At 64.1% G+C, this 25,694-nt stretch carries 26 protein-coding genes; 17 read left to right on the top strand and 9 right to left on the bottom strand.

All coding sequences use genetic code 11. From position 1 onward, the window contains the following. Positions 1 to 48 precede the first annotated feature (48 nt). The 3 genes from FHS03_RS18300 to FHS03_RS18290 all read left to right on the top strand — a co-directional run bounded on the left by FHS03_RS18300 (position 49) and on the right by FHS03_RS18290 (position 1,472). Positions 49 to 420: a BPSL0067 family protein gene (locus tag FHS03_RS18300; protein WP_183442383.1), complete on the top strand. Its 372-nt coding sequence runs from the start codon at positions 49 to 51 to the stop codon at positions 418 to 420. Beyond that, on the top strand, positions 417 to 827 hold the full coding sequence (locus FHS03_RS18295) for a hypothetical protein (protein ID WP_183442382.1): 411 nt from the start codon (positions 417 to 419) through the stop codon (positions 825 to 827). Before FHS03_RS18300 ends, FHS03_RS18295 begins: the two co-directional genes overlap by 4 nt. 180 nt (positions 828 to 1,007) lie before the next feature. Beyond that, positions 1,008 to 1,472, top strand: coding sequence for a hypothetical protein (locus FHS03_RS18290; protein WP_183442381.1), 465 nt, complete (start codon positions 1,008 to 1,010; stop codon positions 1,470 to 1,472). A 6-nt stretch (positions 1,473 to 1,478) separates the two neighbouring features. Here FHS03_RS18290 and paaX read toward each other — a convergent pair whose 3' ends face one another. Then, positions 1,479 to 2,405 (bottom strand): phenylacetic acid degradation operon negative regulatory protein PaaX, encoded by a 927-nt coding sequence (paaX, locus tag FHS03_RS18285; protein WP_183442380.1) that lies wholly within the window; start codon positions 2,403 to 2,405, stop codon positions 1,479 to 1,481. A gap of 121 nt (positions 2,406 to 2,526) precedes the next feature. On the opposite strand from paaX, the gene paaA reads away from it, so the two are divergent. Genes paaA through FHS03_RS18220 form a run of 13 tightly spaced genes read left to right on the top strand, consistent with a single transcriptional unit; the run spans position 2,527 to position 15,160 of the window. Continuing rightward, positions 2,527 to 3,516 carry a 1,2-phenylacetyl-CoA epoxidase subunit PaaA gene (gene paaA, locus FHS03_RS18280; protein WP_183442379.1) on the top strand — a complete coding sequence of 330 codons (990 nt, stop codon included), beginning with the start codon at positions 2,527 to 2,529 and terminating at the stop codon, positions 3,514 to 3,516. 12 nt (positions 3,517 to 3,528) lie between these two features. Next, on the top strand, positions 3,529 to 3,813 hold the full coding sequence (paaB, locus tag FHS03_RS18275) for a 1,2-phenylacetyl-CoA epoxidase subunit PaaB (protein WP_176347318.1): 285 nt from the start codon (positions 3,529 to 3,531) through the stop codon (positions 3,811 to 3,813). Positions 3,814 to 3,821: 8 nt separating this feature from the next. Next, on the top strand, positions 3,822 to 4,574 hold the full coding sequence (paaC, locus tag FHS03_RS18270) for a 1,2-phenylacetyl-CoA epoxidase subunit PaaC (protein ID WP_183442378.1): 753 nt from the start codon (positions 3,822 to 3,824) through the stop codon (positions 4,572 to 4,574). Continuing rightward, entirely contained in the window at positions 4,574 to 5,104 is a 531-nt protein-coding gene (paaD, locus tag FHS03_RS18265; protein ID WP_183442377.1) for a 1,2-phenylacetyl-CoA epoxidase subunit PaaD, read from the top strand. Before paaC ends, paaD begins: the two co-directional genes overlap by 1 nt. A 4-nt stretch (positions 5,105 to 5,108) precedes the next feature. After that, positions 5,109 to 6,191, top strand: a complete 1,083-nt coding sequence (gene paaE / locus FHS03_RS18260; protein ID WP_183442376.1) for a 1,2-phenylacetyl-CoA epoxidase subunit PaaE — start codon at positions 5,109 to 5,111, stop codon at positions 6,189 to 6,191. Positions 6,192 to 6,206: 15 nt separating this feature from the next. Next, entirely contained in the window at positions 6,207 to 6,998 is a 792-nt protein-coding gene (paaG, locus tag FHS03_RS18255; RefSeq protein ID WP_183442375.1) for a 2-(1,2-epoxy-1,2-dihydrophenyl)acetyl-CoA isomerase PaaG, read from the top strand. Positions 6,999 to 7,000: 2 nt separating this feature from the next. Beyond that, complete coding sequence (gene paaH / locus FHS03_RS18250; protein ID WP_183442374.1) at positions 7,001 to 8,554, top strand: 3-hydroxyacyl-CoA dehydrogenase PaaH; 1,554 nt, start codon at positions 7,001 to 7,003, stop codon at positions 8,552 to 8,554. After that, positions 8,547 to 9,008 carry a hydroxyphenylacetyl-CoA thioesterase PaaI gene (paaI, locus tag FHS03_RS18245; RefSeq protein WP_183442373.1) on the top strand — a complete coding sequence of 154 codons (462 nt, stop codon included), beginning with the start codon at positions 8,547 to 8,549 and terminating at the stop codon, positions 9,006 to 9,008. The genes paaH and paaI overlap by 8 nt, the downstream gene beginning before the upstream one ends. Before the next feature lie 38 nt (positions 9,009 to 9,046). Further along, on the top strand, positions 9,047 to 10,372 hold the full coding sequence (paaK, locus tag FHS03_RS18240) for a phenylacetate--CoA ligase PaaK (protein ID WP_183442372.1): 1,326 nt from the start codon (positions 9,047 to 9,049) through the stop codon (positions 10,370 to 10,372). 9 nt (positions 10,373 to 10,381) lie between these two features. Then, complete coding sequence (pcaF, locus tag FHS03_RS18235) at positions 10,382 to 11,587, top strand: 3-oxoadipyl-CoA thiolase (RefSeq protein ID WP_183442371.1); 1,206 nt, start codon at positions 10,382 to 10,384, stop codon at positions 11,585 to 11,587. Between the two features lie 10 nt (positions 11,588 to 11,597). Continuing rightward, the gene (paaY, locus tag FHS03_RS18230) at positions 11,598 to 12,209 is read left to right on the top strand and encodes a phenylacetic acid degradation protein PaaY (RefSeq protein ID WP_183442370.1); all 612 of its coding nucleotides are present in this window, start codon (positions 11,598 to 11,600) and stop codon (positions 12,207 to 12,209) included. Between the two features lie 25 nt (positions 12,210 to 12,234). Then, complete coding sequence (paaZ, locus tag FHS03_RS18225; RefSeq protein WP_183442369.1) at positions 12,235 to 14,286, top strand: phenylacetic acid degradation bifunctional protein PaaZ; 2,052 nt, start codon at positions 12,235 to 12,237, stop codon at positions 14,284 to 14,286. A gap of 40 nt (positions 14,287 to 14,326) precedes the next feature. Continuing rightward, complete coding sequence (locus FHS03_RS18220; protein WP_229426273.1) at positions 14,327 to 15,160, top strand: DUF2071 domain-containing protein; 834 nt, start codon at positions 14,327 to 14,329, stop codon at positions 15,158 to 15,160. A gap of 12 nt (positions 15,161 to 15,172) precedes the next feature. Here FHS03_RS18220 and FHS03_RS18215 read toward each other — a convergent pair whose 3' ends face one another. From FHS03_RS18215 to FHS03_RS18195, 5 genes are all read right to left on the bottom strand, one after another. Continuing rightward, positions 15,173 to 16,396, bottom strand: coding sequence for a M24 family metallopeptidase (locus tag FHS03_RS18215; protein ID WP_183442367.1), 1,224 nt, complete (start codon positions 16,394 to 16,396; stop codon positions 15,173 to 15,175). Between the two features lie 156 nt (positions 16,397 to 16,552). Next, positions 16,553 to 16,894: a hypothetical protein gene (locus FHS03_RS18210; RefSeq protein ID WP_183442366.1), complete on the bottom strand. Its 342-nt coding sequence runs from the start codon at positions 16,892 to 16,894 to the stop codon at positions 16,553 to 16,555. After that, positions 16,851 to 17,381, bottom strand: coding sequence for a hypothetical protein (locus FHS03_RS18205; protein WP_183442365.1), 531 nt, complete (start codon positions 17,379 to 17,381; stop codon positions 16,851 to 16,853). The genes FHS03_RS18210 and FHS03_RS18205 overlap by 44 nt, the downstream gene beginning before the upstream one ends. Next, entirely contained in the window at positions 17,372 to 18,226 is an 855-nt protein-coding gene (locus FHS03_RS18200) for a hypothetical protein (RefSeq protein WP_183442364.1), read from the bottom strand. Before FHS03_RS18200 ends, FHS03_RS18205 begins: the two co-directional genes overlap by 10 nt. A 256-nt stretch (positions 18,227 to 18,482) precedes the next feature. After that, positions 18,483 to 20,999: a M4 family metallopeptidase gene (locus tag FHS03_RS18195; RefSeq protein WP_183442363.1), complete on the bottom strand. Its 2,517-nt coding sequence runs from the start codon at positions 20,997 to 20,999 to the stop codon at positions 18,483 to 18,485. 758 nt (positions 21,000 to 21,757) lie between these two features. Between FHS03_RS18195 and FHS03_RS18190 the strand changes: the two genes are divergently transcribed. Then, complete coding sequence (locus tag FHS03_RS18190) at positions 21,758 to 22,381, top strand: hypothetical protein (protein WP_371871730.1); 624 nt, start codon at positions 21,758 to 21,760, stop codon at positions 22,379 to 22,381. A gap of 2 nt (positions 22,382 to 22,383) precedes the next feature. Here FHS03_RS18190 and FHS03_RS18185 read toward each other — a convergent pair whose 3' ends face one another. From FHS03_RS18185 to FHS03_RS18175, 3 genes are all read right to left on the bottom strand, one after another. Beyond that, on the bottom strand, positions 22,384 to 23,184 hold the full coding sequence (locus FHS03_RS18185; RefSeq protein ID WP_183442361.1) for a DUF3800 domain-containing protein: 801 nt from the start codon (positions 23,182 to 23,184) through the stop codon (positions 22,384 to 22,386). A gap of 177 nt (positions 23,185 to 23,361) precedes the next feature. Continuing rightward, positions 23,362 to 25,020 (bottom strand): TRAP transporter large permease, encoded by a 1,659-nt coding sequence (locus FHS03_RS18180; RefSeq protein ID WP_183442360.1) that lies wholly within the window; start codon positions 25,018 to 25,020, stop codon positions 23,362 to 23,364. Between the two features lie 30 nt (positions 25,021 to 25,050). Beyond that, positions 25,051 to 25,623, bottom strand: a complete 573-nt coding sequence (locus tag FHS03_RS18175) for a TRAP transporter small permease subunit (RefSeq protein ID WP_183442447.1) — start codon at positions 25,621 to 25,623, stop codon at positions 25,051 to 25,053. Positions 25,624 to 25,694: the final 71 nt, after the last annotated feature.

Genomic DNA, 25,694 nt, shown 5'->3' with positions numbered 1-25,694 from the left:
CGCTGCCATTGCGCTCTAGCATGAAATTTTCCAGACAAGGAGAAGATCATGCCCTATATCGCAAGCGGAAAATTTACCGATGAAACCGAGGTGATCGGAAACGGCCAATGCGTCACCTTGGTGAAAAAGCTGACTGGCGCGCCGCCATCTTCCTTATGGCGTGAAGGAGAGAAGGTTATGAATTTGCTCTCGAGCGGCAAACCCATCGCTCGCGGCACCGCTATTGCCACCTTTATCAATGGCCGTTATCCAAATCTGCCAAGCGGCAATCACGCGGCGGTTTTCATCCGCAGTGTGGCGGGCGGGATCGAGATATTCGATCAATGGAAAAAACAAAAGCCGGCAAAGCGCATCTTGTCTTTCGGTCGTCCGGCAGCGGCAGGCGTGAACCGGCCCGAACTCTACTCGATCGTGAAATGAAAGCGCGGCTGTTCGTGTTGTTCAGTCTTGCGCGATCCTTGGTTGCCCACGCGGGGGAAACCCAGGCAATCAGTTGCCCGGCCTTTTTGCCGGCGACCGCGCAATCACCGCCCGCAAGACTGGACAGCGTGCGCGTGCTGTCTTATCCGAAAAACGATCCACCCACCGATAATGGCTCATCGCGGGCTATGCCGCCCACTGAAGAAAAAGAAGTGGGTGGTTTTTTCTATCAAAGCTGGCGCATGGGCTTCGATGCACCAGCCTATGTCTTTCGGGTTGATTGCGTTTACCTGGGGGAAGAGCGCTATATCAGCTTTGACGCCAACACCGTAAAGCACTGCACTGCGAGGTGGCGCTTGCGGCGGGGCGTCGTGCAAGACGGTTCGTTGCAATTCCATTGCGATTGATTCATGGTTTGCCCCAGCAAAATTTGGGGATCGGGTGTATGCCTCGCTACTGCGAGGCAAGGCCTCGTTTTGCCTAATCGTGCCGCGCTTTTGCCTCGTTTTCTTGTGGGATGGCCGGAACTTCCCTCTGCGACTGGGCGTCCAACCATTATCCAAACGAGGCAATGCGAGGCACAAAAAATGCAAAACGAGGCCATGGTCGTATCGGTCAACCCCAAGCTCTACTTCGAGCTGGCCGTGCAACTGCACAAGACCGGCGACGGTAACCGGCTCGATGAAGTGGTGTCCGAAGCGCTGCGCGACTGGCTGGCCGCGCGCAGCGGCGGCCGCCAGAGTCCGCGCGGCTACCAGTGGAAAGACGTGTATCTGCCCGATGGCACTGAGCTGCGCTTGCGCCACCACGGCATCGAGTATTACGCCGAAGTGCGCGGCGACCGCCTGATGTATGCCGGCGAAGCGGTTTCCCCCCGCGCCTGGGCCTTGCAGGTGACCGGCAGCGTGCGCAACGCCTGGCGCGACATCTGGATACGCCGCGGCGCGCGCGGCCTCTGGGTGCGCGCCACCCTGTGGCGCCAGCAGGCCAAGGTCGAGCGCTGGCTGCCTTACACCGACCGCCGATCAGTCGCGCGCCGCTGCACCGACTGAGAAAAACTAATCCAGTCCGCCAAAGCGCTGGTAGAACGCGGCGTCGGCCTCCGGCGCGGAGGCGTCCTCGCGGTGCAGGGCGCGCATCAGGTGTTCCTCGGCCTCGCGGTACAGCGCGCGGTACAGCGCGCGCGCCAGCTCGTAGGCCGCCGCGCCCGGCCACGGCTCCGGCAGCAGCGCCACCGGCAGATGCGGATCGTGCAGCTGCACGCGCCGGTAGGCGTGGATCAGCAGGGTGCGCGCGACGAAGGCTTGTTCCGCTGTCATCTTCAAGCCATCCTCGATCAGATCCAGCAGCGGCGCGAAGTGCACCAGGAACTGGCGGTAGCCATCGACCACGCCCGATAAATCCCAGCCCTCGGCCACCAGCTCGCCCAGCGGCCGCGCCTTCAGGCCCGGCGCCTCAGCCGCCTTGCAGACAAACACCTTGCCCTGCAAGCCCGTGCGTTCGAGCAGCGCCTGCAGCGCCTCGCCGTCGCCGGCCGGATGCCCCGCGATGCCGGGCGCGATCAGGCAATAGCCCTCCCACAGCAGCTCCTTGCGCAGCGCGCCGCGTTCGGCCGCATCCAGGCCGCTGCTGCCCAGCACCAGCGTCCACTGGCCATCCCAGTCATTGTGCAGCGGCGCGTACACGCGCCGGTAAGCCTGGCTGAAGCGCTGCATGGCCTCGGGCGTGATCGCATACGCGCTGCGCCGGCCGTCGCGCTGGGCGCCCAGCCAGCCTTCCTGCGCCAGCCGGAACACCGAGGTGCGCAGCAGCCGGTCGTTGACGCCGAAGGGCGCCAGCAGCTCGATCAGGCTGCCCATCCACGCCGTGCCGCCGTGCGGCACGATGGCGTCGCCGAAAATGGTCGTCAGCAGGGATTTCGAGCGCGGCGGATCGGCCGCCAGAAAGCCCGCGATCCATTCGCTCATCTTCTGTTTATTTTGCATAAGCCACATTCTATACAACAGTATTGATGAGATACGGGAAATTTATGTGACACAAAAAATCAGTATGCAAACGAAAATTTGTATCGTATTATCGCTTCATACCTAAAATCGGAGACATGCCATGTATGCACAAATGGTGGACACCGGTCTGAAAACCGTCCGCAGCCAGGACGAGATGGGCGCTGAGGAGCGCGCCTTCCAGGACCGTATCGATGCCGGCGTCAAGATCGAGCCGAAAGATTGGATGCCGGAAGCATACCGCAAAACCTTGATCCGGCAAATCTCCCAGCACGCCCACTCGGAAATCGTGGGCCAGCTGCCGGAAGGGAACTGGGTCACGCGCGCGCCCACGCTCAAGCGCAAGTCCATCCTCTTGGCCAAGATCCAGGACGAGGCGGGCCACGGCCTGTATCTCTACAGCGCCGCCGAAACCCTGGGCGTCTCGCGCGACGAACTGCTGGCCGCCCTGCATGCCGGCAAAGCCAAATACTCCAGCATCTTCAACTACCCGACCCTGAGCTGGGCCGATATGGGCGCCATCGGCTGGCTGGTCGACGGCTCGGCCATCATCAACCAGATCCCGCTGTGCCGCTGCTCCTACGGCCCGTATGCGCGCGCCATGATCCGCGTCTGCAAGGAGGAGTCCTTCCACGCGCGCCAGGGCTACGACATCATGCTGAGCCTCGCGCGCGGCACGCCGGAACAAAAAGCCATGGCCCAGGATGCGTTCAACCGCTGGTGGTGGCCTTCGCTGATGATGTTCGGCCCGTCGGATGCCGACTCCGTCAACAGCGCCCAATCGAGCCAATGGCGCATCAAGCTATTCTCCAACGACGAGCTGCGCCAGCGCATGGTCGACCAGACCGTGCCCCAGGCCGAATTCCTCGGCCTGACCATTCCCGACCCCGACCTGAAATGGAACGAGGCGAAAGGCGGCTACGATTTCGGCGAGATCGATTGGTCCGAATTCCACAACGTCCTGAAGGGCAACGGCCCCTGCAACCGCGAGCGCCTGCGCACCCGCGTCAAGGCTTATGAGGATGGCGAATGGTTCCGCGACGCGCTGGTGGCCTACGCCGACAAACATAGCGATAAAAAGGCTGCGGCCTGAGGAGACAGCAAGATGAGCAAGGAATGGCCTCTGTGGGAAGTTTTCATCCGCAGCCAGCACGGTCTGGCGCACAAGCATGTGGGCAGCCTGCACGCGCCCGACGCGGAAATGGCGATCAATAACGCGCGCGACGTCTACACCCGCCGCAATGAGGGCGTCAGCATCTGGGTGGCGCGCGCCGCCGACATCGTCGCCAGCAGCCCGGGCGACAAGGGCGCCCTGTTCGAGCCGGCCAACAGCAAGGTATACCGCCACCCGACCTTCTTCCCGATGCCGGAAGAAGTGAAAAACCTGTGAGCGCCGCCATGGACTCGAAGATCGCCTACCTGCTGCGCCTGGGCGACAACGCCCTGGTGCTGAGCCAGCGCTTGTCCGAATTGTGCGGCAAAGGGCCGGCGCTGGAAGAGGACATGGCGCTGACCAATGTCTCGCTCGACCTGCTGGGCCAGACCCGCATGTGGTTGGGCTATGCCGCCGAACTGGAAGGCCAGGGCCGCGACGAAGACCAGATCGCCTTCCTGCGCGACGCCCACGACTTCAAGAACCTGCTGCTGGTCGAGCAGCCCAACGGCAACTACGCCGATGTGCTGATGCGCCAGTTCTACTTCGATACCTGGCACTATTTCCAGATCGGCGCCCTGTGCCAATCGGCCGACCAGCGCATCGCCCAGATCGCGGAAAAATCGCTGAAGGAAGTGACCTACCACCTGCGCCGTAGCGGCGACCTGATCGTGCGCCTGGGCGACGGCACGGAATTGAGCCACGCCCGCGCGCAAACGGCCGCCAACGAGCTGTGGATGTACACCGGCGAAGCCTTCAACTACGACGCCGTGGATGAGGCCATGGTGGCCGCCGGCATCGCCCCCGCCGCGGCCGGCCTGCGCAGCCAGTGGTTCGACCATGTGGCCGACATCTTCGGCGAGGCCACGCTGACCATGCCGCCGGTCGAAGCCTGGATGCAGCGCGGCGGCAAGCAAGGCCGCCACAGCGAGCACCTGGGTTATCTGCTGGCCGAGATGCAGTTCCTGCAGCGCGCCTATCCCGGCGCCGAGTGGTGATGAACGCGCACGCCGCCGCCGCGCTGAACGCGGAGCAGATCTGGGCCTGGCTGAACGAGGTGTCCGACCCCGAAATCCCCGTGATCTCGGTGGTCGATCTGGGCATCGTGCGCGATGTGCAGGTCACGGGCAGCTCGGCCTGCACCGTCACCATCACGCCGACTTATTCGGGTTGTCCCGCCATGCAGGTGATCGAGCAGGCCGTGCATGAGGCGCTGCGCGGCCATGGCGTCGACTACGTCACCGTCGCCACCCGCCTGTCGCCCGCCTGGACCACGGACTGGATGAGCGAGCGTGGCAAGGCGCGCCTGACCGGCTACGGCATCGCGCCGCCGGCCGAGCGCGTGATTGACATCAGCAATCTGAAGGCGGGCGTCAGCCGCCGCGCCCAGCCCGCGCTGAAAGTCGTCTGCCCGCACTGCGGCTCGCCCCACACGGAACTCACCAGCCAGTTCGGCTCCACGCCCTGCAAAGCCCTGTACAAATGCCAGGACTGCCAGGAGCCTTTCGACTACTTCAAGTGCCATTGAGACCATGAGCAAATTCTATTCATTGTCCGTCGCCGGCGTGCAGCAGGAAACGCGCGACTGCATCGCCGTCACCTTCGCCGTGCCGCCGGAACTGGCGTCCAGCTTCCACTACCAGCAGGGCCAGCACCTGACCCTGCGCGCCCGGATCGGCGAGGAAGATGTGCGCCGCTCCTATTCCATCTGCTCCGCCGTGCAGGACGGCGCGCTGCGCGTGGCCATCAAGCGCACGCCGGGCGGCCTGTTCTCCAGCTGGGCCAACGACACGCTGCACGCCGGCGCCACCGTCGACGTCATGCCGCCCATGGGCCACTTCAACGTGGCGCTGGACGCGGCCAGCCGCCGCAACTACCTGGCCTTCGCGGCCGGCAGCGGCATCACGCCCATCCTCTCCATCATCAAGACCACCTTGCTGACCGAGCCGCACAGCAGCTTCACCCTGTTCTACGGCAACCGCGCCTCATCCTCGGTGATCTTCAAGAACGAGCTGATGGCGCTGAAGGACACATACCTGGAGCGCCTGAATATCGTCTATGTGATGAGCCGCGAGCAGCAGGACATTGAGCTGTTCAACGGCCGCATCACGCAAGAGAAGTGCCGGCAGTTTCTGCAGCACTGGGTCGACATCGCCGACTACGACGTGGCCTTCATCTGCGGCCCGGAGGACATGATGCACGGCGTTTCCGCCGCCTTGCAGGAAGCCGGTATGCCGAAGGCGAATATCAAAATCGAACTGTTCGCCGCCAGCATTCCCAAGCACCAGCACCAGCCGCGCGCCCAGCTCGACGCCGCTGCCTCGCGCCACATGACCGAAGTCACCGTCATCATGGACGGCAACGCGGCCACCTTCAGCATGGAGAAGGACAAGGAATCCGTGCTCGACGCGGGCCTGCGCGCCGGCCTCGATATGCGCTACTCTTGCAAAGGCGGCGTGTGCTCGACCTGCCGCTGCAAGGTGGTGGACGGCAAGGTCGATATGGACGTCAACTACGCTCTGGAAGACTACGAGATCGCGCGCGGCTTCGTATTGAGCTGCCAGAGCTTCCCCGTAACGGACAAGCTCGTGGTCGATTTCGACCAGGGCGAATAAACGAAGGGACTGGACATGGGCTACGAAAACATCCTGTTTGAAATCAAGGCCGGCATCGCCAAGCTGACGCTGAACCGTCCCGATAAGCTGAACAGCTTCACCCAGGCCATGCACCGCGAAGTGCAGGACGCGCTGGCCAAGGTGCGCGAGGACAAATCGGTGCGCGTCTTCGTCCTGACCGGCTCCGGGCGCGGCTTCTGCGCCGGCCAGGATCTGTCCGACCGCGCCGTGGAACCGGGCGCCCAGGGCGTGGACCTGGGCGAGTCGGTGGAAAAATACTATGCGCCCCTGGTGCTGGCGCTGCGCGAATTGCCCATGCCCGTGATCTGCGCCGTCAACGGCGTGGCAGCCGGCGCGGGCGCCAACCTGGCCCTGGCCTGCGACATCGTGGTCGCCGCCAAATCGGCCTGCTTCATCGAAGCCTTCTGCAAACTGGGCCTGATTCCCGACACCGGCGGCACCTGGATTCTGCCGCGCCTGGTGGGCCGCGCGCGCGCCACCGGCCTGGCCATGCTGGGCGAAAAGCTCACCGCCGACCGCGCCGAGCAATGGGGCATGATCTGGAAATGCGTGCCCGACGAATTGCTGATGACCGACGTCATGGCCATGGCCGAACACTTCGCCGTGGCGCCCACCAAGGGCATGGCTTTCACCAAGAAAGCGCTGCAGCTCAGCTACGGCAACTCGCTGCAGGACCAGCTCAAGCTGGAAGGCGAGATGATGCGCGAGCTCGGTTACAGCCACGATTACCGCGAAGGCGTGGACGCCTTCATCCATAAACGCACGCCGCACTTCAAGGGGGAATAAGCATGGCAGCAATCGCCACTGGCAGCGTCGTCGCCGTGATCGGCAGCGGCGCCATGGGTTCGGGCATCGCGCAGATCGCCGCCGCCGCCGGCCACACGGTGCGCCTGTTCGACACGCGCGCCGAAGCCGCGCTCAAGGCCATCGCCGATATCGGCGCCGTCTACGCCAAGCTGGTGGAGAAGGGCAAGATGAGCGCGGCCGATGCCGACGCCGCGCGCGCCCGCCTGCATGCCGCGTCGGGCCTGGCCGAGATGGCCGACGCCGCGCTGGTGGTGGAAGCCATCGTCGAAAACCTCGACGCCAAGCGCGCCCTGTTCGCCGACCTGGAAGCCATCGTCGGCGAGAGCGCCATCCTCGCCACCAACACCTCCTCGATCTCGGTGACGGCGATTGCCGCCCGCCTGCGCCATCCCCAGCGCCTGGTCGGCATGCACTTCTTCAATCCGGTGCCGCTGATGGCCCTGGTCGAAGTGATCAGCGGCGTCGCCAGCGATCCCGCCGTCGCCGCCACCGTCTTTGACACGGCCGCCGCCTGGGGCAAGAACCCGGTGCACGCCAAGTCCACGCCCGGCTTCATCGTCAACCGCGTGGCGCGCCCCTTCTACGCCGAAGGCCTGCGCCTGCTGAACGAGCAGGCCGCCGATCCCGCCACTATCGACGCCGTCATGCGCGAGGGCGGCGGCTTCCGCATGGGACCATTCGAGCTGATGGACCTGATCGGCCATGACGTGAACTACTCCGTCACCCAGTCCGTTTTCAACGCCTATTACAACGACCCGCGCTACACGCCTTCGGTGCTGCAGCAGGAGTTGCTGAACGCCGGTTTCCTGGGCCGCAAATCCGGGCGCGGTTTCTTCCGCTACGGCGAGGGCGCGGCCAATCCCGGGCCGCGCAGCGAAGCGCCGCAGCCGCGTCCCGACTACGTGGGCTACAGCATCGAGCCGGGTCAGAGCGACGCCATCACCAGCGCCCTGTGCCAGCGCCTGGAAGCGCATGGCCTGAAAGTGGCGCGCCGCAAATCGGCCGAGGGTCACCAGCATAACGAGGCGCCGGCCTTCCACTGCAACGGCGCCGCCGTCTACTTCACCGATGGCCGCACCGCCACCGCGCGCGCGCGCGACAACCGGCATGCCGACACCATCGTCTTCGACCTGGTGCTGGACTATGGCAAGGCCGCCCGCATCGCGCTGGCCCGCGCCGACCAATGCCGGCCGGAGGCCTTCGACGCCGTGGTCGGCATCTTCCAGGCCGCCGGCTTTGCCGTCACGCGTGTGGACGACGTGCCCGGCCTGGCCGTGATGCGCACCGTCGCCATGCTGGCCAACGAGGCGGCCGACGCCGTCAACCAGGGTGTATGCAGCGCCGCCGCCGCCGACACCGCGATGCAGAAGGGCGTCAATTATCCGCGCGGCCCGCTGGCCTGGGCCGACGCCGTGGGCATCGGCCATATCGTCACGGTGCTGGAAAACATGGCTGCCGCTTACGGCGAGGACCGCTACCGCGTTTCGCCGCTGCTGCGCCGCAAACAGGCGGCGGGAGCGCGCTTCCATGCATAAGAACGCGCATCATCGTTATCACGCCGATCCCCAGCAACTGGCCGAAGCGGCCGGCGAAGCCATGTTCGCACGCGACCGCGCCAGCCAGGCCATGGGTATGCGGCTGGAGGAGATCCGTCCCGGCTACGCGCGTATGAGCATGCCGGTGCGGGAAGATATGCTGAACGGGCACCTGACCTGCCACGGCGGCTTCATTTTCGCCCTGGCGGACAGCGCCTTCGCGCTTGCCTGCAACAGCCACAATCTCAACACGGTGGGCGCCGGCTGCACCATCGAGTACCTGGCGCCCGGCCGCCAGGAAGACATGCTGACCGCCGAAGCGGTGGAGCAGGTCTTGTCCGGCAAGACTGGCGTCTATGATGTCAGCGTGCGCAACCAGGATGGCCGGTTGATCGCCCTGTTGCGCGGCAAGTCGCACCGCGTCGGCGGAGAGGTGCTGCCGCAGCAGGAATAAAAGCAATCGCAAAAAAGCAATCGCACAAGGAGACACGGATGGTCCAACGCAATCCCGCCGCGTCGGAGCTGGAGCCGATCGAACGCGCCAGCCGCGACGAGCTGCAGGCGCTGCAGCTGGAGCGCATGCAGTGGTCGCTCAAGCATGCCTACGACAATGTGCCGCACTATCGCGCCGCCTTCGACGCGGCCGGCGTGCATCCCGCCGACCTGAAAACCCTGGCCGACCTGGCCCGCTTCCCTTTCACCGACAAGAAAACCCTGCGTGACAACTATCCCTTTGGCCTGTTCGCCGTGCCGAATGCGCGCATCGCGCGCCTGCATGCCTCCAGCGGCACCACCGGCAAGGCCACCGTGGTGGGCTACACGGCCAGGGATATCGATATGTGGGCCGATATGGTGGCGCGCTCCATCCGCGCCGCCGGCGGCCGCGCCGGCGATATGGTGCATATCTCCTACGGCTACGGCCTGTTCACCGGCGGCCTGGGCGCCCACTATGGCGCCGAGCGCCTGGGCTGCACCGTCATTCCCATGTCCGGCGGGCAGACGGAAAAGCAGGTGCAGCTGATCCAGGACTTCAAGCCGTCCATCATCATGGTCACGCCCTCGTATATGCTGAACATCATCGAGGAATTCCAGCGCCAGGGCCTGGACCCGGCCCGGTCCTCGCTGCAGGTGGGCATTTTCGGCGCCGAACCGTGGACCGAGGCCATGCGCGCCGAGATCGAGCAGCGCGCCGGCCTCGATGCGGTGGACATCTACGGCCTGTCGGAAGTGATCGGTCCCGGCGTCGCCAGCGAATGCGTGGAGAGCAAGGACGGCCCCGTGATCTGGGAAGACCATTTCTATCCCGAGATCATCGACCCCGAAACGGGCCAGGTGCTGCCCGAAGGCGCCGAGGGCGAGCTGGTCTTCACCTCGCTGAGCAAGGAAGCGATGCCCGTCATCCGCTACCGCACGCGCGACCTGACCCGCTTGCTGCCGCCCACCTCGCGCTCCATGCGCCGCATGGGCAAGATCACCGGCCGCTCGGACGATATGCTGATCATCCGCGGCGTCAACGTCTTCCCCAGCCAGATCGAAGAGCTGATCTTGAAAATGCCCAAGCTGGCGCCGCAGTACCAGCTCATCGTCTCGCGCGAAGGCCATCTGGACAAGCTGGACGTGGTGGGCGAGCTGCGCCCCGAGTTGAGCGGCAAGCTGGCCGAGCACGAAACCGAGGCGCTGGCGCGCGAACTGGAACACCGCATCAAAACCTATGTCGGCGTGAGCACCAAGGTGCGTCTGCTGGCAGCCAACAGCATCGAACGCACGCTGACCGGCAAGGCCAAACGCGTCATCGACAAACGTCCCAAGATATTGTGAGGAGAAGAAGTGAACGAAGCTTTTATCTGTGATGCCGTCCGCACGCCCTTTGGCCGCTACGGCGGCGCCCTGTCCGGCGTGCGCGCCGACGACCTGGGCGCGGTGCCCATCGCCGCCCTGATGGCGCGCAATCCCGGCGTCGACTGGAAGCGGCTGGACGACGTGATCTACGGTTGCGCCAACCAGGCCGGCGAGGATAACCGCAACGTCGGCCGCATGGCCGCGCTGCTGGCCGGCCTGCCGGAAGAGGTGCCGGCCAACACCATCAACCGCCTGTGCGGCTCCAGCCTGGACGCCATCGGCATCGCCGCGCGCGCCATCAAGTCGGGCGAAGCGCAACTGGTGATCGCGGGCGGCGTGGAAAGCATGACGCGCGCGCCTTTCGTCATGGCGAAAGCCGACAGCGCCTTTTCGCGCAGCGCCAAGATCGAAGACACCACCATTGGCTGGCGCTTCGTCAACCCGCTGATGAAAGCCAAATACGGCATCGACAGCATGCCGGAAACGGCCGAAAACGTGGCCGAGACCTTCGGCGTCGCGCGCGCCGACCAGGACGCCTTCGCCCAGCGCAGCCAGCAGCGCTGGGCCGCCGCCCATGCCGCCGGCTTCTTCGCCAGCGAAATCGTGCCGGTCACGATCGCGCAGAAAAAAGGCGATCCCAAAATGTTCGACACCGACGAGCATCCGCGTCCCGACACCACGCTCGAACAGTTGGCCAAACTCAAAGGCGTGGTCAAGCCCGACGGCACCGTCACTGCCGGCAATGCCTCCGGCGTCAACGACGGCGCCTGCGCCGTGCTGCTGGCCTCCGCCGCAGCGGTGGACCAATACGGCCTGCGCGCCCGCGCCAAAGTGCTGGGCATGGCCGTCGCCGGTCTGGCGCCGCGCATCATGGGCTTCGGTCCTTCGCCCGCCACGCGCAAGGTGCTGGCCCAGACTGGCCTGACCATCGAACAGATGGACGTGATCGAATTGAATGAAGCCTTCGCCGCGCAAGGCCTGGCCGTCACGCGCGACCTGGGCCTGGCCGACGATGCCGCCCACGTCAATGCCAATGGCGGCGCCATCGCCATCGGCCATCCGCTGGGCGCATCCGGCGCCCGCCTGGTGACGACGGCCCTGAACCAGCTGGAACGCAGCGGCGGCCGCTACGCCCTGTGTACCATGTGCATCGGCGTCGGCCAGGGCATCGCCCTCGTCATCGAACGGGTGTAAGGAGGCGGCCATGGTCAAGGTGTATGAAATCAATGGCATCCGCCCGGTGGTGCATCCAAGCGCCTACGTGCATCCGACGGCAGTGCTGATCGGCGATGTGATCGTCGGCCCGCGCTGCTATATCGGCCCGCTGGCCTCGATGCGCGGCGACTTCGGCCGCCTGGTGCTGGAGGAGGGCGCCAATCTGCAGGATACCTGCGTGGTGCACGGCTTTCCCGGCGCCGACACGGTGGTCGAGGTGGACGGCCATATCGGCCATGGCGCCGTGCTGCACGGCTGCCGCATCGGCCGCAATTCCCTGGTCGGCATGAACGCCGTGGTGATGGACAACGCCGTCGTCGGCGAGGAAAGCATCATCGCCGCCATGAGCTTCGTCAAGGCCAATATGGTGATCCCGGCGCGCAGCATGGTGATGGGCACCCCGGCCCGCGTGGTGCGCCAGGTCAGCGACGTGGAGTTGAAATGGAAGATGTCCGGCACCAGCCAGTACCACGAGCTGGCCGTACGCTCCATGCAGACCATGCGCGAGGTGGAGGCCTTGACCGAGGCAGAACCGGACCGCCAGCGCATCCACTGGGATTCCGCGCTGCCCCTGCATTTGCACAAGAACGCATCGGCCTGAATACATACAAATCTAGGAGACAGGAATGACCAACGCAGCTACCCTGCAAAGCTTCATCGGCGGCCGCTGGCACGGCAAGGAAGCCGCCACGCCGCTTTACAGCGCCCTGAATAACAGCGTGATCTATCACACCCATGCCGAGCAGATCGACTTCACCGAGGCGGTGCAGTATGGCCGCAAGACCGGCATCCCGGCCCTGATGAAGCTGGACTTCCAGCAGCGCGCCGCCTGCCTCAAGGCGCTGGCCCTGTATCTAATGGAGCGCAAGGAAGAGCTGTACAAGATTTCCCACTTGACCGGCGCCACCCGCCCCGACAGCTGGGTCGACGTGGAAGGCGGCATCGGCACCCTGTTCGCCTACGCTGGCATGGGCAGCCGCGAGCTGCCCTCGTCCAATGTGCTGCACGAAGGTCCGGCCATGGCGCTGGGCAAGCGCGGCGGCTTCGCCGGCACCCACATCCTGGTGCCGCGCGGCGGCATCGCCGTCCACATCAACGCCTTCAACTTCCCGATCTGGGGCCTGCTCGAAAAATTCGCGCCCAGCTTCCTGGCCGCCATGCCCTGCATCGGCAAGCCAGCCACCGCCACCAGCTACCTGACCGAAGCCCTGATCCGCATGGTCAACGATTCCGGCCTGCTGCCGCCGGGCGCGCTGCAACTGGTGATCGGCGGCACCGGCGACCTGCTCGACCGTCTGCAAGGTCCGGACGTGGTGACGTTCACCGGCTCCGCCGACACGGCCGCCAAGCTGCGCGCCAACCGCAATCTGATCGCCAACTCCATCCCATTCACGGCCGAAGCGGATTCGCTGAACTGCGCCATCCTGGCGCCGGACGTGACGCCGGACGATCCCGAGTTCGACCTCTTCGTCAAGGAAGTGGCGCGCGAGATGACGGGCAAGGCCGGCCAGAAATGTACCGCCATCCGCCGCATCATCGTGCCGGCCGCGCAGGCGGACGCGGTGGCCGAGCGCCTGCGCGAACGCCTGTCGAAGGTGACGGTGGGCGATCCCTCGGTCGAAGGCGTGCGCATGGGCGCCCTGGCCTCGAAAGACCAGCAGCGCGACGTGGCGGCCCAGGTCGAGCGCCTGTCCGCCGGCAACGAGCTGCTGTTCGGCGCGCGCGACGGCTTCAAGCCGGTCGGCGAGGGCGTGGAGCAGGGCGCTTTCTTCGCGCCGACCCTGCTGCTGTGCCGGAATGCGATGGAAAACGATGCCGTGCACGATGTGGAAGCCTTCGGTCCCGTCAGCACCATGATGACTTATGCCGACATCGACGAAGCCCTGGCCCTGGCCGCGCGCGGCAAAGGCAGCCTGGTCTCCACTCTCGTCACGAAAGACCCGCGCACCGCCGCCTACGCCGTGCCGGTGGCCGCCGCTTCGCATGGCCGCGTGCTGGTGCTGGAACGCGAAGCCTCGGTCGATTCCACCGGCCACGGTTCGCCGCTGCCCCAGCTCAAGCACGGCGGCCCTGGACGCGCCGGCGGCGGCGAGGAATTGGGCGGCATCCGCGCCGTGCGCCACTTCCTGCAGCGCGCCGCCGTGCAAGGCTCGCCCACCATGCTCTCCGCCATCACCGGCGAATATGTGCGCGGCGGCGCCGTGCGCGAAAGCGAGGTCCATCCCTTCCGCAAGCATTTCGAGGATCTGGTGGTTGGCGACTCCCTGCTCACGCACCGCCGCACCGTCAGCGAAGCGGACATCGTCAACTTCGGCGGCGTATCGGGCGACTACTTCTATATGCACTTCGACGAGATCGCCGCCAAGGACACGCAATTCGGCAAGCGCATCGCTCACGGCTATTTCGTGCTGTCGGCCGCCGCCGGCCTGTTCGTTTCGCCCGCGCCCGGCCCGGTGCTGGCCAACTACGGCCTGGATAATCTGCGCTTCATCACCCCGGTCGCCATCGGCGACACCATCCGCGCCCGCCTGACCTGCAAGCGCAAGGTCGACCGCAACCGCAAGGACGACAAGGGCGTGGGCCAGGGCGTGGTCGCCTGGGACGTGCAGGTCACCAACCAGAACGACGAACTGGTCGCGAGTTACGACATCCTGACCCTGGTATCCAAGCACAATTAAGCGCTGACGCGCGGCCGCCATCCGTGGCAAGATGGCGGCCATGCAAACCAACCGCTATATCCATCCCGTCCCCGGCATCATCGGCGCCTGCGCCAACCGCCTTGCCAATTCGCCGCTGCTGCTGGCCTGCCGCCGCGCCATCATGTCGCGCCTGCCCTTCCTGCGTCTGGCCAGCGATGTGCGCGACGTCGTCTACTGCAACTGGGTGGTCGACGTGGCAGCCGTCGCCCACCTCGTGCCGCAGGGCGTCAAGCTGTGGCAGCGCGACGGCAAAACCATCTTCACCATCCTGACCTACACCCACGGCCATTTCGGCCCCGCCTTCGCCGGCCCGCTGCGCAAGCTGTTCCCCTCGCCGCTGCAATCGAACTGGCGCCTTTATCTTGATGGGCCGGGCGATGAGGCGACCGTCCTCTTCGTGAAAAATATTCTCGATAGCGCCGTGCACGCCGTGGGCACCCGTGTCTTCAGCGATGCCCTGCCATCGCACTACGCCACCGCCTTCACGCACCGGTGTCAGGACGGCCGCTACGACACCCGCATCGATCCGGGCCAGGGCAGCGCCCCCGCCTTCGAATGCAGCGCGCAGGCCACCGGCACGCGCGCGCTGCCGCCGGACTTCGCTGCCCTGTTCCATTCATGGGATGAGTCCATCGCCTTCCTCAGCCTGCAGCATGCCGCCATCGCCTACGCCGAGGACGTGGATCGCCTGGCCTACGCCCGCATCGAGCTGCCGGTCGATCTGGCCGCCGTCCAGCCCCTGCAAGCCCGCGCCGCCAGCCCCTTCCTGGATGTGATCGGCGCCCGCGCCGCCCCCTTCAGCTTCGCGGTTCCCGCTGTCGCCTTCCGGGTGCTGTCCGAACGCATGCTTTAGCGATGAGCGTCTTTATCGGCGGAGACCAAAAGGATCGTCGATGGTGTGGGCTGGTTCGGTGAACCATTTGGGGCCGCTTGCCGTCATGTAGAAGTGGTCCTCGTGGCGGATGCCGAATTCGCCGGGGACGCAGATCATCGGCTCGTTCGAGAAGCACATGCCCACGTCGAGCGGCGTCTTGTCGCCGCCCACCAGATAGGGCCACTCGTGGATGTCCAGGCCGATGCCGTGGCCGGTGCGGTGCGGCAGGCCGGGCAGCTTGTAGCCGGGACCGAAACCGTCGGCCTCCAGCGAACGGCGCGCGGCGCGGTCCACCTCTTCGCAGGGAACACCTAATTTTGCCGTGTCGAACGCCGCGCGCTGCGCCGCCTTCTCGCTGGCCCAGACGCTGCGCTGGCGCTCGTTCGCCTCGCCGAAGACATAGCTGCGGGTGATGTCCGAGTTGTAGTTGTGTAGCTTGCAGCCGGTATCGATCAGCACCACGTCGCCGCGCTTGAGCGTCTGCTCATAGCTCACGCCATGCGGGAAAGCGCTCGCCTCGCCGAACAGCACGATACAGAAGGTGGAGCCGGCCGCGCCGACCTTGCGGTGCGCCTGCTCGATAAACGCTTGCACCTCGGCCGTCTTCATGCCCTCGCGCAGCATGCTGGCCGTCGCCACGTGCACGGCCAGCGTCATGTCCATGGCGCGCTGCATCAGGGCGATTTCGGCGGCCGATTTACGCGTGCGGCAGTGGGCCGTGACCGGACGCGCATTTTCCAGCGCATAGCCTGTGGCCAGCGGACGGATGCCGTCGAAGATGAAGAAGGGTGCGCTTTCGCAGATGCCGATGCGCGGACATTGTGCTGAATTCGGCATGATACCCATCTTCTTCAGCACATTGATGAACAGCTCGTACGGACTTTCGTGCTCGTCCCAGCAGTTCACCGTTCCTTCGACCAGCATGAAGTCCTTCAGGGTGCCGTCCTCGAAGGCAGGACCGATGTATTGCACCGGGCCGGCGGCTGGAATGATGGCGCCGACCATGCGTTCGCTGGGATACCATTTGGTGCCGGTGAAGTAGAGCAGGTTGGAGCCGGCATTGACGTAGATCGCGGAATAACCCTTGTTGCGCATGTATTCCTGCGCTTTTTCTATCCTTTCAAGATGTTCTTTCCGGCCGATGGGCTGGGCGCCCGCCGTCATGTTGGAGAGGCTTGCCAGTGCTTCTTCGATTGTCTTGCCGCCGATGCTCATGTCTCGCTCCTGTGTAAAGAATGCGCAGCATGATAGCAGTATTTTGTATCAGGATGCCGCCAGATTGGGCGAAAAAAGGCCTGCCAGAATAGCCGGCGCGGCGTTCGCGGCGTTTTCTCGACTATGCCAAATGCCGCATCGAAAATAGTGGCGTTATTATCGCGTTATCGCCTTGCGCACCAGCAGGACGAATTGAATGCGCGCTTCCACCGTGCCCGATTCGATGCGCTCGCGGCGGAAGGTCACCGATTCCAGCGTCAGCGTCGGCATGCTTTGCAGCGCGTTGACGATAAACAGTTGCACATTGGAGAACTTGGCTTTCACCGGCAGCGTGATCTGGTAGCGCAGCACGTTGGCGCGGGCTTCCTGCTGCGGCTTGTAATCGGCCTTCGCCAGCGAAATGCCGCTGTCACGGGCCGCCTGCATGAGCAGCTGAAGCTGTTCCGGCAGCGCCTCATGCGGCGGCAGGTGGGCTTGCGCGGCCTTCCACCATCTCATGCTTGACCAGGTAGACCGATTGGAACATGGGCTGTTCGTTGAGGTAGGCCAGGTAATTCAGCATATCGAGCAAGGTCGCCGCCTCGGCGCTGATCTTCACGCTGCCGGAGGAAATGCCGGCTTTGCGGTTTTCCGCATCGCGCTGGCTGTTCAGGTCCAGGCCCAGCAGGGTGATGGGCAGGTCGCGCGGCGCCTGGATATGGCGCAGCAGGCGAGCGGCCGACAGATTTTGTTCGCGCGCGGCCGCCACCATGGTCTTGGTCTGCTGCTCCAGCTCGCGCTGTCGCGCTGGGTTGCTAGTCCGCTGTGTGGGGCGTTTGTGCGCGGCATCCGCCAACTGCTGTTCCAGTTTTTCGACGGCCTGCCGCTGGACCATCCAGTTCAATGCCGAGAGCAGCAAGACCAGACAGGCGGTGACGCACAGGGTGATGGCGGAGGCGCCCGGCAGCGCCGGCTTGGGCAGAAAATTCAGGCGGCTCAGGCGCATGCCGCCACCGGTTCGGCATGCACGACGCCCGTTTGCCATCCCGGCAGGCCTGGCGCGTCCAGCATGCGGAATTGCGCGCCCAGGGCGGGCAGGAGTGCCGCCGCTATCGTTTCGGAGCTCATGTTCAATACTGCCACCTGCGCGATGCGCGCGAGCTCGGGCCGGCGCAAGGTCCAGCGTTGCCATGCCTGCGGCAGTTCGCGCAGCCAAGTGCCGCTGCACGGCTGCATGTGGATGGCGTAGATGCGTCCCCTGCTGCTGGCGGCAAGCAGCAGGCGTCCCGGTTCCAGCAGGGCCAGCGCCTGCATACCGGCCTTGCCCATATGCTGCCAGGCCGCGCTGAGCAGCGGCTCGATGGAGAGGCAGCGCCTGCCGTGTTCGCGGGCGGCTTCGCGCAAGCCTTGCAGCAGCGCCGCGTCGATGCCGGAGACCAGGCGCGGCCCGCCATAGGCCGCGTCGTCGGCCGTGACATGCCAGCTGCGCGCTGGCTCGCCATACTGCGTTGCCATCTGGGTCTTCAGATACTGGCCGGCTTGCGGCTCGCGCAGCAAGGCATCGCTCCATGGCGCCATCAGCACCGGCCACCAGCGGCTGGCAACGCTGATCGCCAGCGGCAGCCTATGTTTGTGATCGTCTTCGTCCAGCAGGACGTGCAGCGCGGCCAGCGCCGCCTGCCAATGGCCATCCATCGTGGACAGGGACAGCCGGCCTTGCGTGTTGGCCACCGGCTGGTCGCCGCGTTTTTCCAGCCATGCGAGTTCGCCGGGCGCCAGATGTACATGCAGCGCGGAGCGCGCAAAGCTCTGGTCTCGCCAGTAGCGGCGAATGGTGTCGGTCAACAGCACGGCTCAGCTCATGCCAGCTGCGATCGGAAAGGGAAGGGGGACGGCAGGGGCGAGCCCAGGGATGGAGTAAGCATCGGTCAAATCGCAATCAATGAGAAAGGTTCGACAGCCAGTACCCGCGCGCGGTAGCGCAGCGTTACCTTAGACCGATCATAATTAAAATGCAATATTGTTTTTTATGCTGTGGTAAATCGCAACAGGGAGCTGGCGGCTCCGCCTTCGGCTTGCAAGGCGAAACCGCCAGTCATGCGGATGCTTAGTTGGCGATCACGCTGACCTTATCGACCACGAAGGACGTCTGCAGCGACTGGTCTTCGGTCATGGCGAAGGACAGGCGCACCGTCTGGCCTTTGTAGGGCAGCAGGTTGAAGGTGCGGATCTGGAAGCCCGAGGCCGGATTCAGGTTCGAATACGTGGCCAGGGTGCCCAGCACGGCGCCGGAGGTGCTCTTCACGGTCACCACCATCTTGTCGTACACCACGTTCTCGGTTTCCGCGGTGTCGATATGCAGGGCGAAACTGAGCGTGGCCGACGTCGAGGTGGCAGGGATGTTGATGTCCTGCGTCAGCGTTTCGGTCGCGCTCTGGCCATTGCCGCCCAGCCAGGCGAAGCGCGTGCCTTCATACGGCGACTGGCCCTGGTGGGCGCCGATCACGCCCGTGGTGCCGGACCAGCCGGTGGTGCCGTTTTCGAAGCCGCCATTGGTCACGCGCTCGGTGCCGGTGCCGCCGCCGCCCACGGTCAGCGTGGCGTTCTGCGAGGTGGCGCTGGTGGGCGGGTTGGCCGCGTCGGTGACGACGGCGTTGAAGACGGCGCCGTTGTCCGCCGCTTGCGCGGTGAAGGAGTAGGTGGCCGAGGTGGCGCCGGGAATCGCGCCGCCATTACGGTACCACTTGTAGCTGTACGGCGTGGTGCCGCCGCTGGCGCCCACGGTGAAGGTGGCGGTGCCGCCGGCCGACACGTTGATGCTGGCCGGCTGGGTGGTGATGCTGACGCCGGTGCCCGGTCCTGGATTTTCATCCACGTCGGCGCCCACATTGATGGCCGCGTAAGCGCGCTTCACGGCGATCGCTTCCTTGGAACCCACGCCATACAGCTCCTCGGCCGATTGCAGCACCTTGTTGCGCGCATCGGCGTAGTTGGTGGACTGGGTGAACTTGGTCGAGTTGGCCTTGAACCAGATGCGGTAAGCCTTGTCGATGCCGATGCCGGTCATGGCCAGCGGCTGCTTGTTCAGGTAGGAGCTGTACTTCTCGCTGCTGGAGCTGGACTCGGAGCCCTGGGACAGGAAGTAGAACATGCGGTTGTTCGGGCCGCTGCTGTAGTGCACGTCCAGGTTCTTGATCGAGGTGCTCCAGGCGTCGGGGCTGCGGCCGTCCTTGCTCGGCTTCCACATCCAGCGCAGCGGCTGGCCGTTCTTGGCGATCTCCTTGCCCATCTGCCAGTCGTTCAGGCCGGACGGGATGGTGGTGCCGGTGCCGCCGCCGCGCGCATAGGCTTCGGTCGATTCGCCGGCGATGTCGGAGGACGACTCATTCAGGCCGCCCGATTCCTGCGAATAGATCAGGCCCGAGGTGGCGTCGGTGATGCCGTGGCCCATTTCGTGACCGATCACGTCGATCGAGCCGAGGTTGTTGAACATGCTGCCGCCGTCGCCGATGTACATGCACTTGCAGCCGCTGTCGTAGTAGGCGTTGTCGTAGGAGGTGTTGACGTGGGCGGCGATGAAGGTGGCGGTGTTCTGGCCGTCCAGCGACTGCCAGCCCAGCACGTTCTTGTGCATATCGTAGGTGTTCATCAAGCCCCACATCGCGTTCACCGCCGCGGTCTGGCCGTTGGCGTTGGTGGTGCTGCCGCCGTTGTACTGCTGGCCGTCACCCCAGGTGTTGGTGGTATTGGTGTACACGCTGCCGGGCGAGGTGCCATGGTTGGCGTTGGTGATGGCCATCATGCCGTAGGTGCCGCCGGTGCCGCGCGACGGGTCTTTCAGGCTGAAAGTGGAGCCCGACTGCGAGGTGTTGAGCGGCACGGTGCCGTTGTACTGGCTGTTGCCGGTGCCGGCCACGGTTTGCAGTGCTTTCCATTTTTTCAGCACCACGCCGTTTTTGGCGCTGACGATGTAATCGTAGTAGATCGGATTCTGGCCTTGCAGCATGCGCACCTGGACCAGGTAGGCCAGCTCGTAGCGGTCCACCACGTCTTCCACGTCCAGCGCGTTCAGCGCGCCTTCCTGCTTGTTGGCGGCGGCGGCGGTGCGCACGGTTTTCACCACGGGGTAGATCAGCAGCTCGGCGCTGGGCGGCACATGGTGCAAGCCGCCCGCGGCCAGCTCCTTGGTCACCTTGTCGATGGCGGCGGTGGCGTTCAGCGCCGGGGCGGTGTTGAAGCCCGATTTGCTGTCCTTGCCGGCATTGAGTTTGTCGCGCAGATGCGAGGACGATTCGCTCAGGATTTCACCGGCGTCGCTGCTGACGATGACGGTCTCCGAGCCGAACACGCGCAAGCCCTTATAGGTGTGGTTGGCGCGCGTGATGCGCGTGCCGGTCACGCCGGGGTGCTGCACCGTGACCTTGTAGCCATGGCTGGCATCGAGGCCGGTCTTGCCGCGGCGCGCGGCCAGCTTGCTGAACAGGGCATCGACCTGTTGCGGCGACTGGGCGCTGACGGGGGCGGCCATCACGGGCGCGGATTGAGGGGCGGCATGCACCGCGGCAGATAGCACCATCGGCAGGGTAGCGATGGATGCGGCAAGCAGAGTCTTACGTAGATTCATCTCTTCTCCAAGGTTTTTCGATATATGGGTGTCTGGTGTGACCTGCCCGCGCGCTGCCGGATGGCCACCCCGGTGCGCTTTCCAACGTTGGAAATCCGGGTAGGCCGCACCTTATTCCCTTCGATCGGGCGAAGTCAAAAATCTTGGAAAATTGGTCGAAAGTGCGAAAACTGTTATGGATCGGACATTTTTATCAAAAAAATGGACGCAAGCATCTACACAAAAACAAGGCGTGGTGGCGCACGATATGCGCAGCTGTGGCTTCTCCGCACAGCCTGGAGTTTGTCCTCTAAATTCATGCTTGGCGCAACACTCTGGAGGGCTCAGCTGCATGCTTCGGTTGCTTTTTCATAATTTTGCGTTTTACACTATTTGCAGAACAACGGCGCACTGCGACCGGCTGTCATACCGATAAATGCGCGGGCTCCGCCCAACAATACAGCGCAATGAACGCCACCAGGGACGAGAAACCATGAAACCAACAGGTCAAGCTGTTCGACGCGTTATTCCCCCCAATCTGCGCCAGGCTGCGCATTCACCGCCTGCGTAAACGCCGCCACCCGGTTCCCCAAGAAGTCCGCAACAGTCCCCGAAGGCCTGCGCCCGAGGGTGGCCGTATGCGTCTGCGCGTCAACCAGGGGTGGGCAGCCGCCGTGCCGTGAAAAGCGGAGCCGGCTCGTCACTCCTATTACCGGAGCCTTGCCCCAAAAGGGCGGTGTGAAGCCATGCTTTCCATATCTACGAAAGTTGAGCGTATTGTGAAAGAGTCGCCCTTCCTCAGCGAAGGGCTGGGACGGGGTCTCATCAATCTGTCGGAACTGGCGCGCCAGCTGCAGCCCCAGCTCGAAAGCGATTTATGGAAGCCGGTGGGCCAGGCCGCCGTGGTGATGGCGCTGCGCCGCGTCGCCGAGCGCCTGCCGCAGGCCGTCAACGATGAAATCGTGCTGACCCAGCGCACCGGCGAGCTGATTGCGCGCACCGACCTGATCGAATCCACCTTTGCGCTGTCCGACTACAGTAATGCATGCCACCGTCAGTTGCTCACGTTGGCCGAAGCGCAGCACGGCACCTTCCTGACCGTCACGCGCGGCATCAGCGAATTGATGGTGATCTGCAGCCGCAGCCTGACGCCGCAGGTGGAGCAAGCCTTCCGCAGCGAGCGCCAGCTGGCCAGGCTGGAGAGCCTGAACGCGGTCACGCTATACCTGCGTCCCGACTCCTACCGCACGCCCGGCATCTTCCACGCTATCTTGAAGAAGCTGGCCTGGGACAAGATCAACCTGGTCAACATCATCTCGACCCACACCGAGCTGACCCTGATCCTGGAGAAGGAGCATACCGGGGCGGCGTTCTCGGTGCTGTCGAAGATCGCCGCGCATTGATGCTAGGGCGCTGTTGCCTTGGCAGCGGCGAAGGCATCGGCCATGACGGTGGACACAGTATCTGGAGGACTGGCAAGATTGATGGGTAGAGGCGTGGGATGTGCCGCATCGTATAAAACGAAGCCATGTCTGACGCCGCCCTCCTCATCAAAGCGGCCCTTGATAATGTCCCAGAATTGGGAATCGCCGTTCTCGAAATGGCGAAAAATAGAGTAGGCAACAAGGTCGGCGAGCTGGATGAGTCTTGTGGCACGCGAATCCAGAAAGACCGGTACTTCCGCATAATTATGTGTTTTGCCAAAGGCATGGCCGTTGTGCTTGAATTCACGGGCCAGCGTCTGCAGGCGTTGCTCGGTGCTGGATTCATCAAACAGCATGATGCCGCGTTGCCGATCTTGATGCTTGGTGTGGCAGCGCTGAAGAAAAAGATCGAAGCGGCGAGCAAGTTGTTCAAAGCAGATGTGAACAGGATCTTTCCCCGCTATTGCATTCCTCTCAACCACGCATGCCAAAAGCCGTACTCCTTTTACTTGCTGAATGATACTGACGTGCAAGGCTTCCTTGATCAGATTCTCGCGGGCAGCTAATGGAAGCTTTCTCCAAATCCCCTTGCCTGAGCGCATAGGGGAACCGTGAAATTCCAGCTCGTTCTGACAGCCGGGATCTATTCTGAGTGCAATATTGTCAAGGGCAAGCTCGATCCAGTGCGTGGTCCGTTCAAATACCGATACCCCAGCCAGTACGAAGTAGCGTTGACTGGCATCGCCGATGGAACCGGATTCATCCACGTAGAGCAAGTGCATCTTGCCTCCTGGACGTCAATAAAGAACGGGCTATCGTAGAGATAGCCCGGAGGGAAATCGGGTGAGCCAGGTGGAACAAACGTCCAACGCGTCGCAGAGGGCGGCGCTCCCGACCCATACGGAAATTATAGGCCAATCAAGCGTTGTTTGCCTGCGCTTGGGGCAACCCCCCTTCGTTTATTTCTTATCCACGTCACTGGAGAAGTTCAGCTGAGGAGCTTCCTCGTCCTTCTTCTCTTCCGGCGGCGGGGTGCCGTAGTCGGGCGGGGCGTCGATCTTCAGTTCGATCTGTTCCTTCATATCGGTTTTCTTCTCGACCGAGACCAGGTTCGGGAAGGCGATGATCAGGGCCACCATCAGCACCTGGATGCAGACGAAGGGAATCGCGCCCCAGTAGATGTCCGAAGTCTTGACTTCCTTCGGCGCCACCGAGCGCAGATAGAACAGGGCGAAGCCGAACGGCGGGTGCATGAAGGAGGTCTGCATATTCACGCCCAGCAGCACGCCGAACCAGATCAGGTCGATGCCCAGCTTGTCGGCCACCGGCCCCACCAGCGGCACCAGGATGAAGGCCAGCTCGAAGAAATCGAGGAAGAAGGCCAGCAGGAAGAACATGATGTTGACCACGATCAGGAAGCCCGTGGTGCCGCCCGGCAGGCTCGATAGCAGGTGCTCGACCCACAGGTCGCCATTCACGCCGCGGAACACCAGGGCGAACACGGTGGAGCCGATCAGGATGAAGATCACGAAGCAGGACAGGCGGGTGGTCGAGTTCATGGCCTGCACCAGCAGGCTCCAGGATAGGCGCCGGTTGGCGATGGCCAGGATGATGGCGCCCATGGCGCCCATGCCGCCGCCCTCGGTCGGCGTGGCCAGGCCGATGAAGATGGTGCCCAGCACCAGGAAGATCAGGGCCAGCGGCGGAATCAGCACGAACACCACTTTCTCGGCCATGCGCGAAAGCAGGCCCAGTTTCAGGTAGCGGTTGGCCAGCGCCAGGGCATAGGCGCCGAGGATGCCGACCGCGCCGGCGAAGATGCCCACCTCGTCGGCCGCCGTATTCGGATGCGCCGCGGCGTAGAAGTGCGCGAAGAGATACGCCGCCGCCACCGAACCGGCCGCCAGCACCAGCAGCGACACCACGCCGCTCTTGCCATTGGGTTCGCGCAGATTGCGCGCTTCCGGCGGCAGCGCCGGCACATAGGCCGGGCGGAAGATCGACACCGCCAGCACATAGCCGGCGTACATGGCCGTCAGCAGCAGGCCGGGCACGAAGGCGGCTTTATACATATCGCCCACCGAGCGGCCCAACTGGTCGGCCATCACGATCAGCACCAGCGAGGGCGGGATGATCTGCGCCAGCGTGCCCGATGCGGCGATCACGCCGGAGGCGAGCTTGCGATCATAGCCGTAGCGCAGCATCACCGGCAACGAGATCAGGCCCATGGAAATCACCGATGCCGCCACCACGCCGGTGGTCGCCGCCAGCAGGGCGCCGACGAAGATCACGGCATAGGCCACGCCGCCGCGGATCGGGCCGAATAGCTGGCCGATGGTGTCGAGCAAGTCTTCGGCCATGCCCGAGCGTTCCAGGATCAGGCCCATGAAGGTGAAGAAGGGGATGGCCAGCAGGGTGTCGTTGGCCATGATGCCGTAGATGCGGTTCGGCAGCGCCTGCAGCAGTTCGGGTTTCAGCAGGCCCAGTTCGATGCCCACCAGGCCGAAGAACAGGCCGTTGGCCGCCAGCGAGAAGGCCACCGGAAAGCCCGACAGCAGAAACACCACCAGTGCGCCGAACATGATGGGCGCGATGTTCGCAATGATGAAAGCTTCCATATCTTTTATTGTCCGTTCTTGTCAGCGATGTCAGTTCATCTTGTTGGCAGCCTTGATCGCCTCGATTTCCTCTTCGGGGGTGGCGACCTGCTTGGAGAAGGCGCTGGCGTCGAGCTTCCCGTTAAGGAAGGCGATGCGCTTGATGATCTCGGACAGCCCTTGCAGGACCATCAGAATGAAGCCGAGCGGCACCAGGATCTTGGCCGGCCAGACGATCAGGCCGCCGGCGTTGCTGGACATTTCGCCGCTGCGCAGCGATTCGAGGGCGAAGGGGACGCCGTAGTACAGGATCACCAGCGAGATCGGCATCAGGAACAGCAGGAAGCCGAGCAGGTCGATCCAGACCTGGGTACGTTTGGAGAAGCGGCCGACGATGACGTCGATGCGCACATGCTCGTCGCGCCGCAGGGTATGGCTGGACGCCAGCATGAAGACGGCGGCGAACAGATACCACTGGATTTCCAGCCAGGCGTTGGAGCTGGCGTTGAAGGCGTAGCGGATCAGCGCATTGCCGGTGCAGATGATGACGGCAAGCAGCAGCGCCCAGGATACGGCCGCTGCGATCTTGTCGTTCAATTGGTCGATTGCCCGCGAAACTGGCATGAACATTCTTGTCTCCTCCATCCTCTTCTAAGGGGCGCTGCGTTGGCGCCCAGGTTCGGGTAAATGCTTCT

This window comes from Pseudoduganella violacea (assembly GCF_014191875.1).
GTDB lineage: Bacteria > Pseudomonadota > Gammaproteobacteria > Burkholderiales > Burkholderiaceae_D > Rugamonas > Rugamonas violacea_A.
The sequence above is the reverse complement of the archived record's forward strand: the minus strand, read 5'-3'. Positions and strand labels throughout refer to the sequence as shown.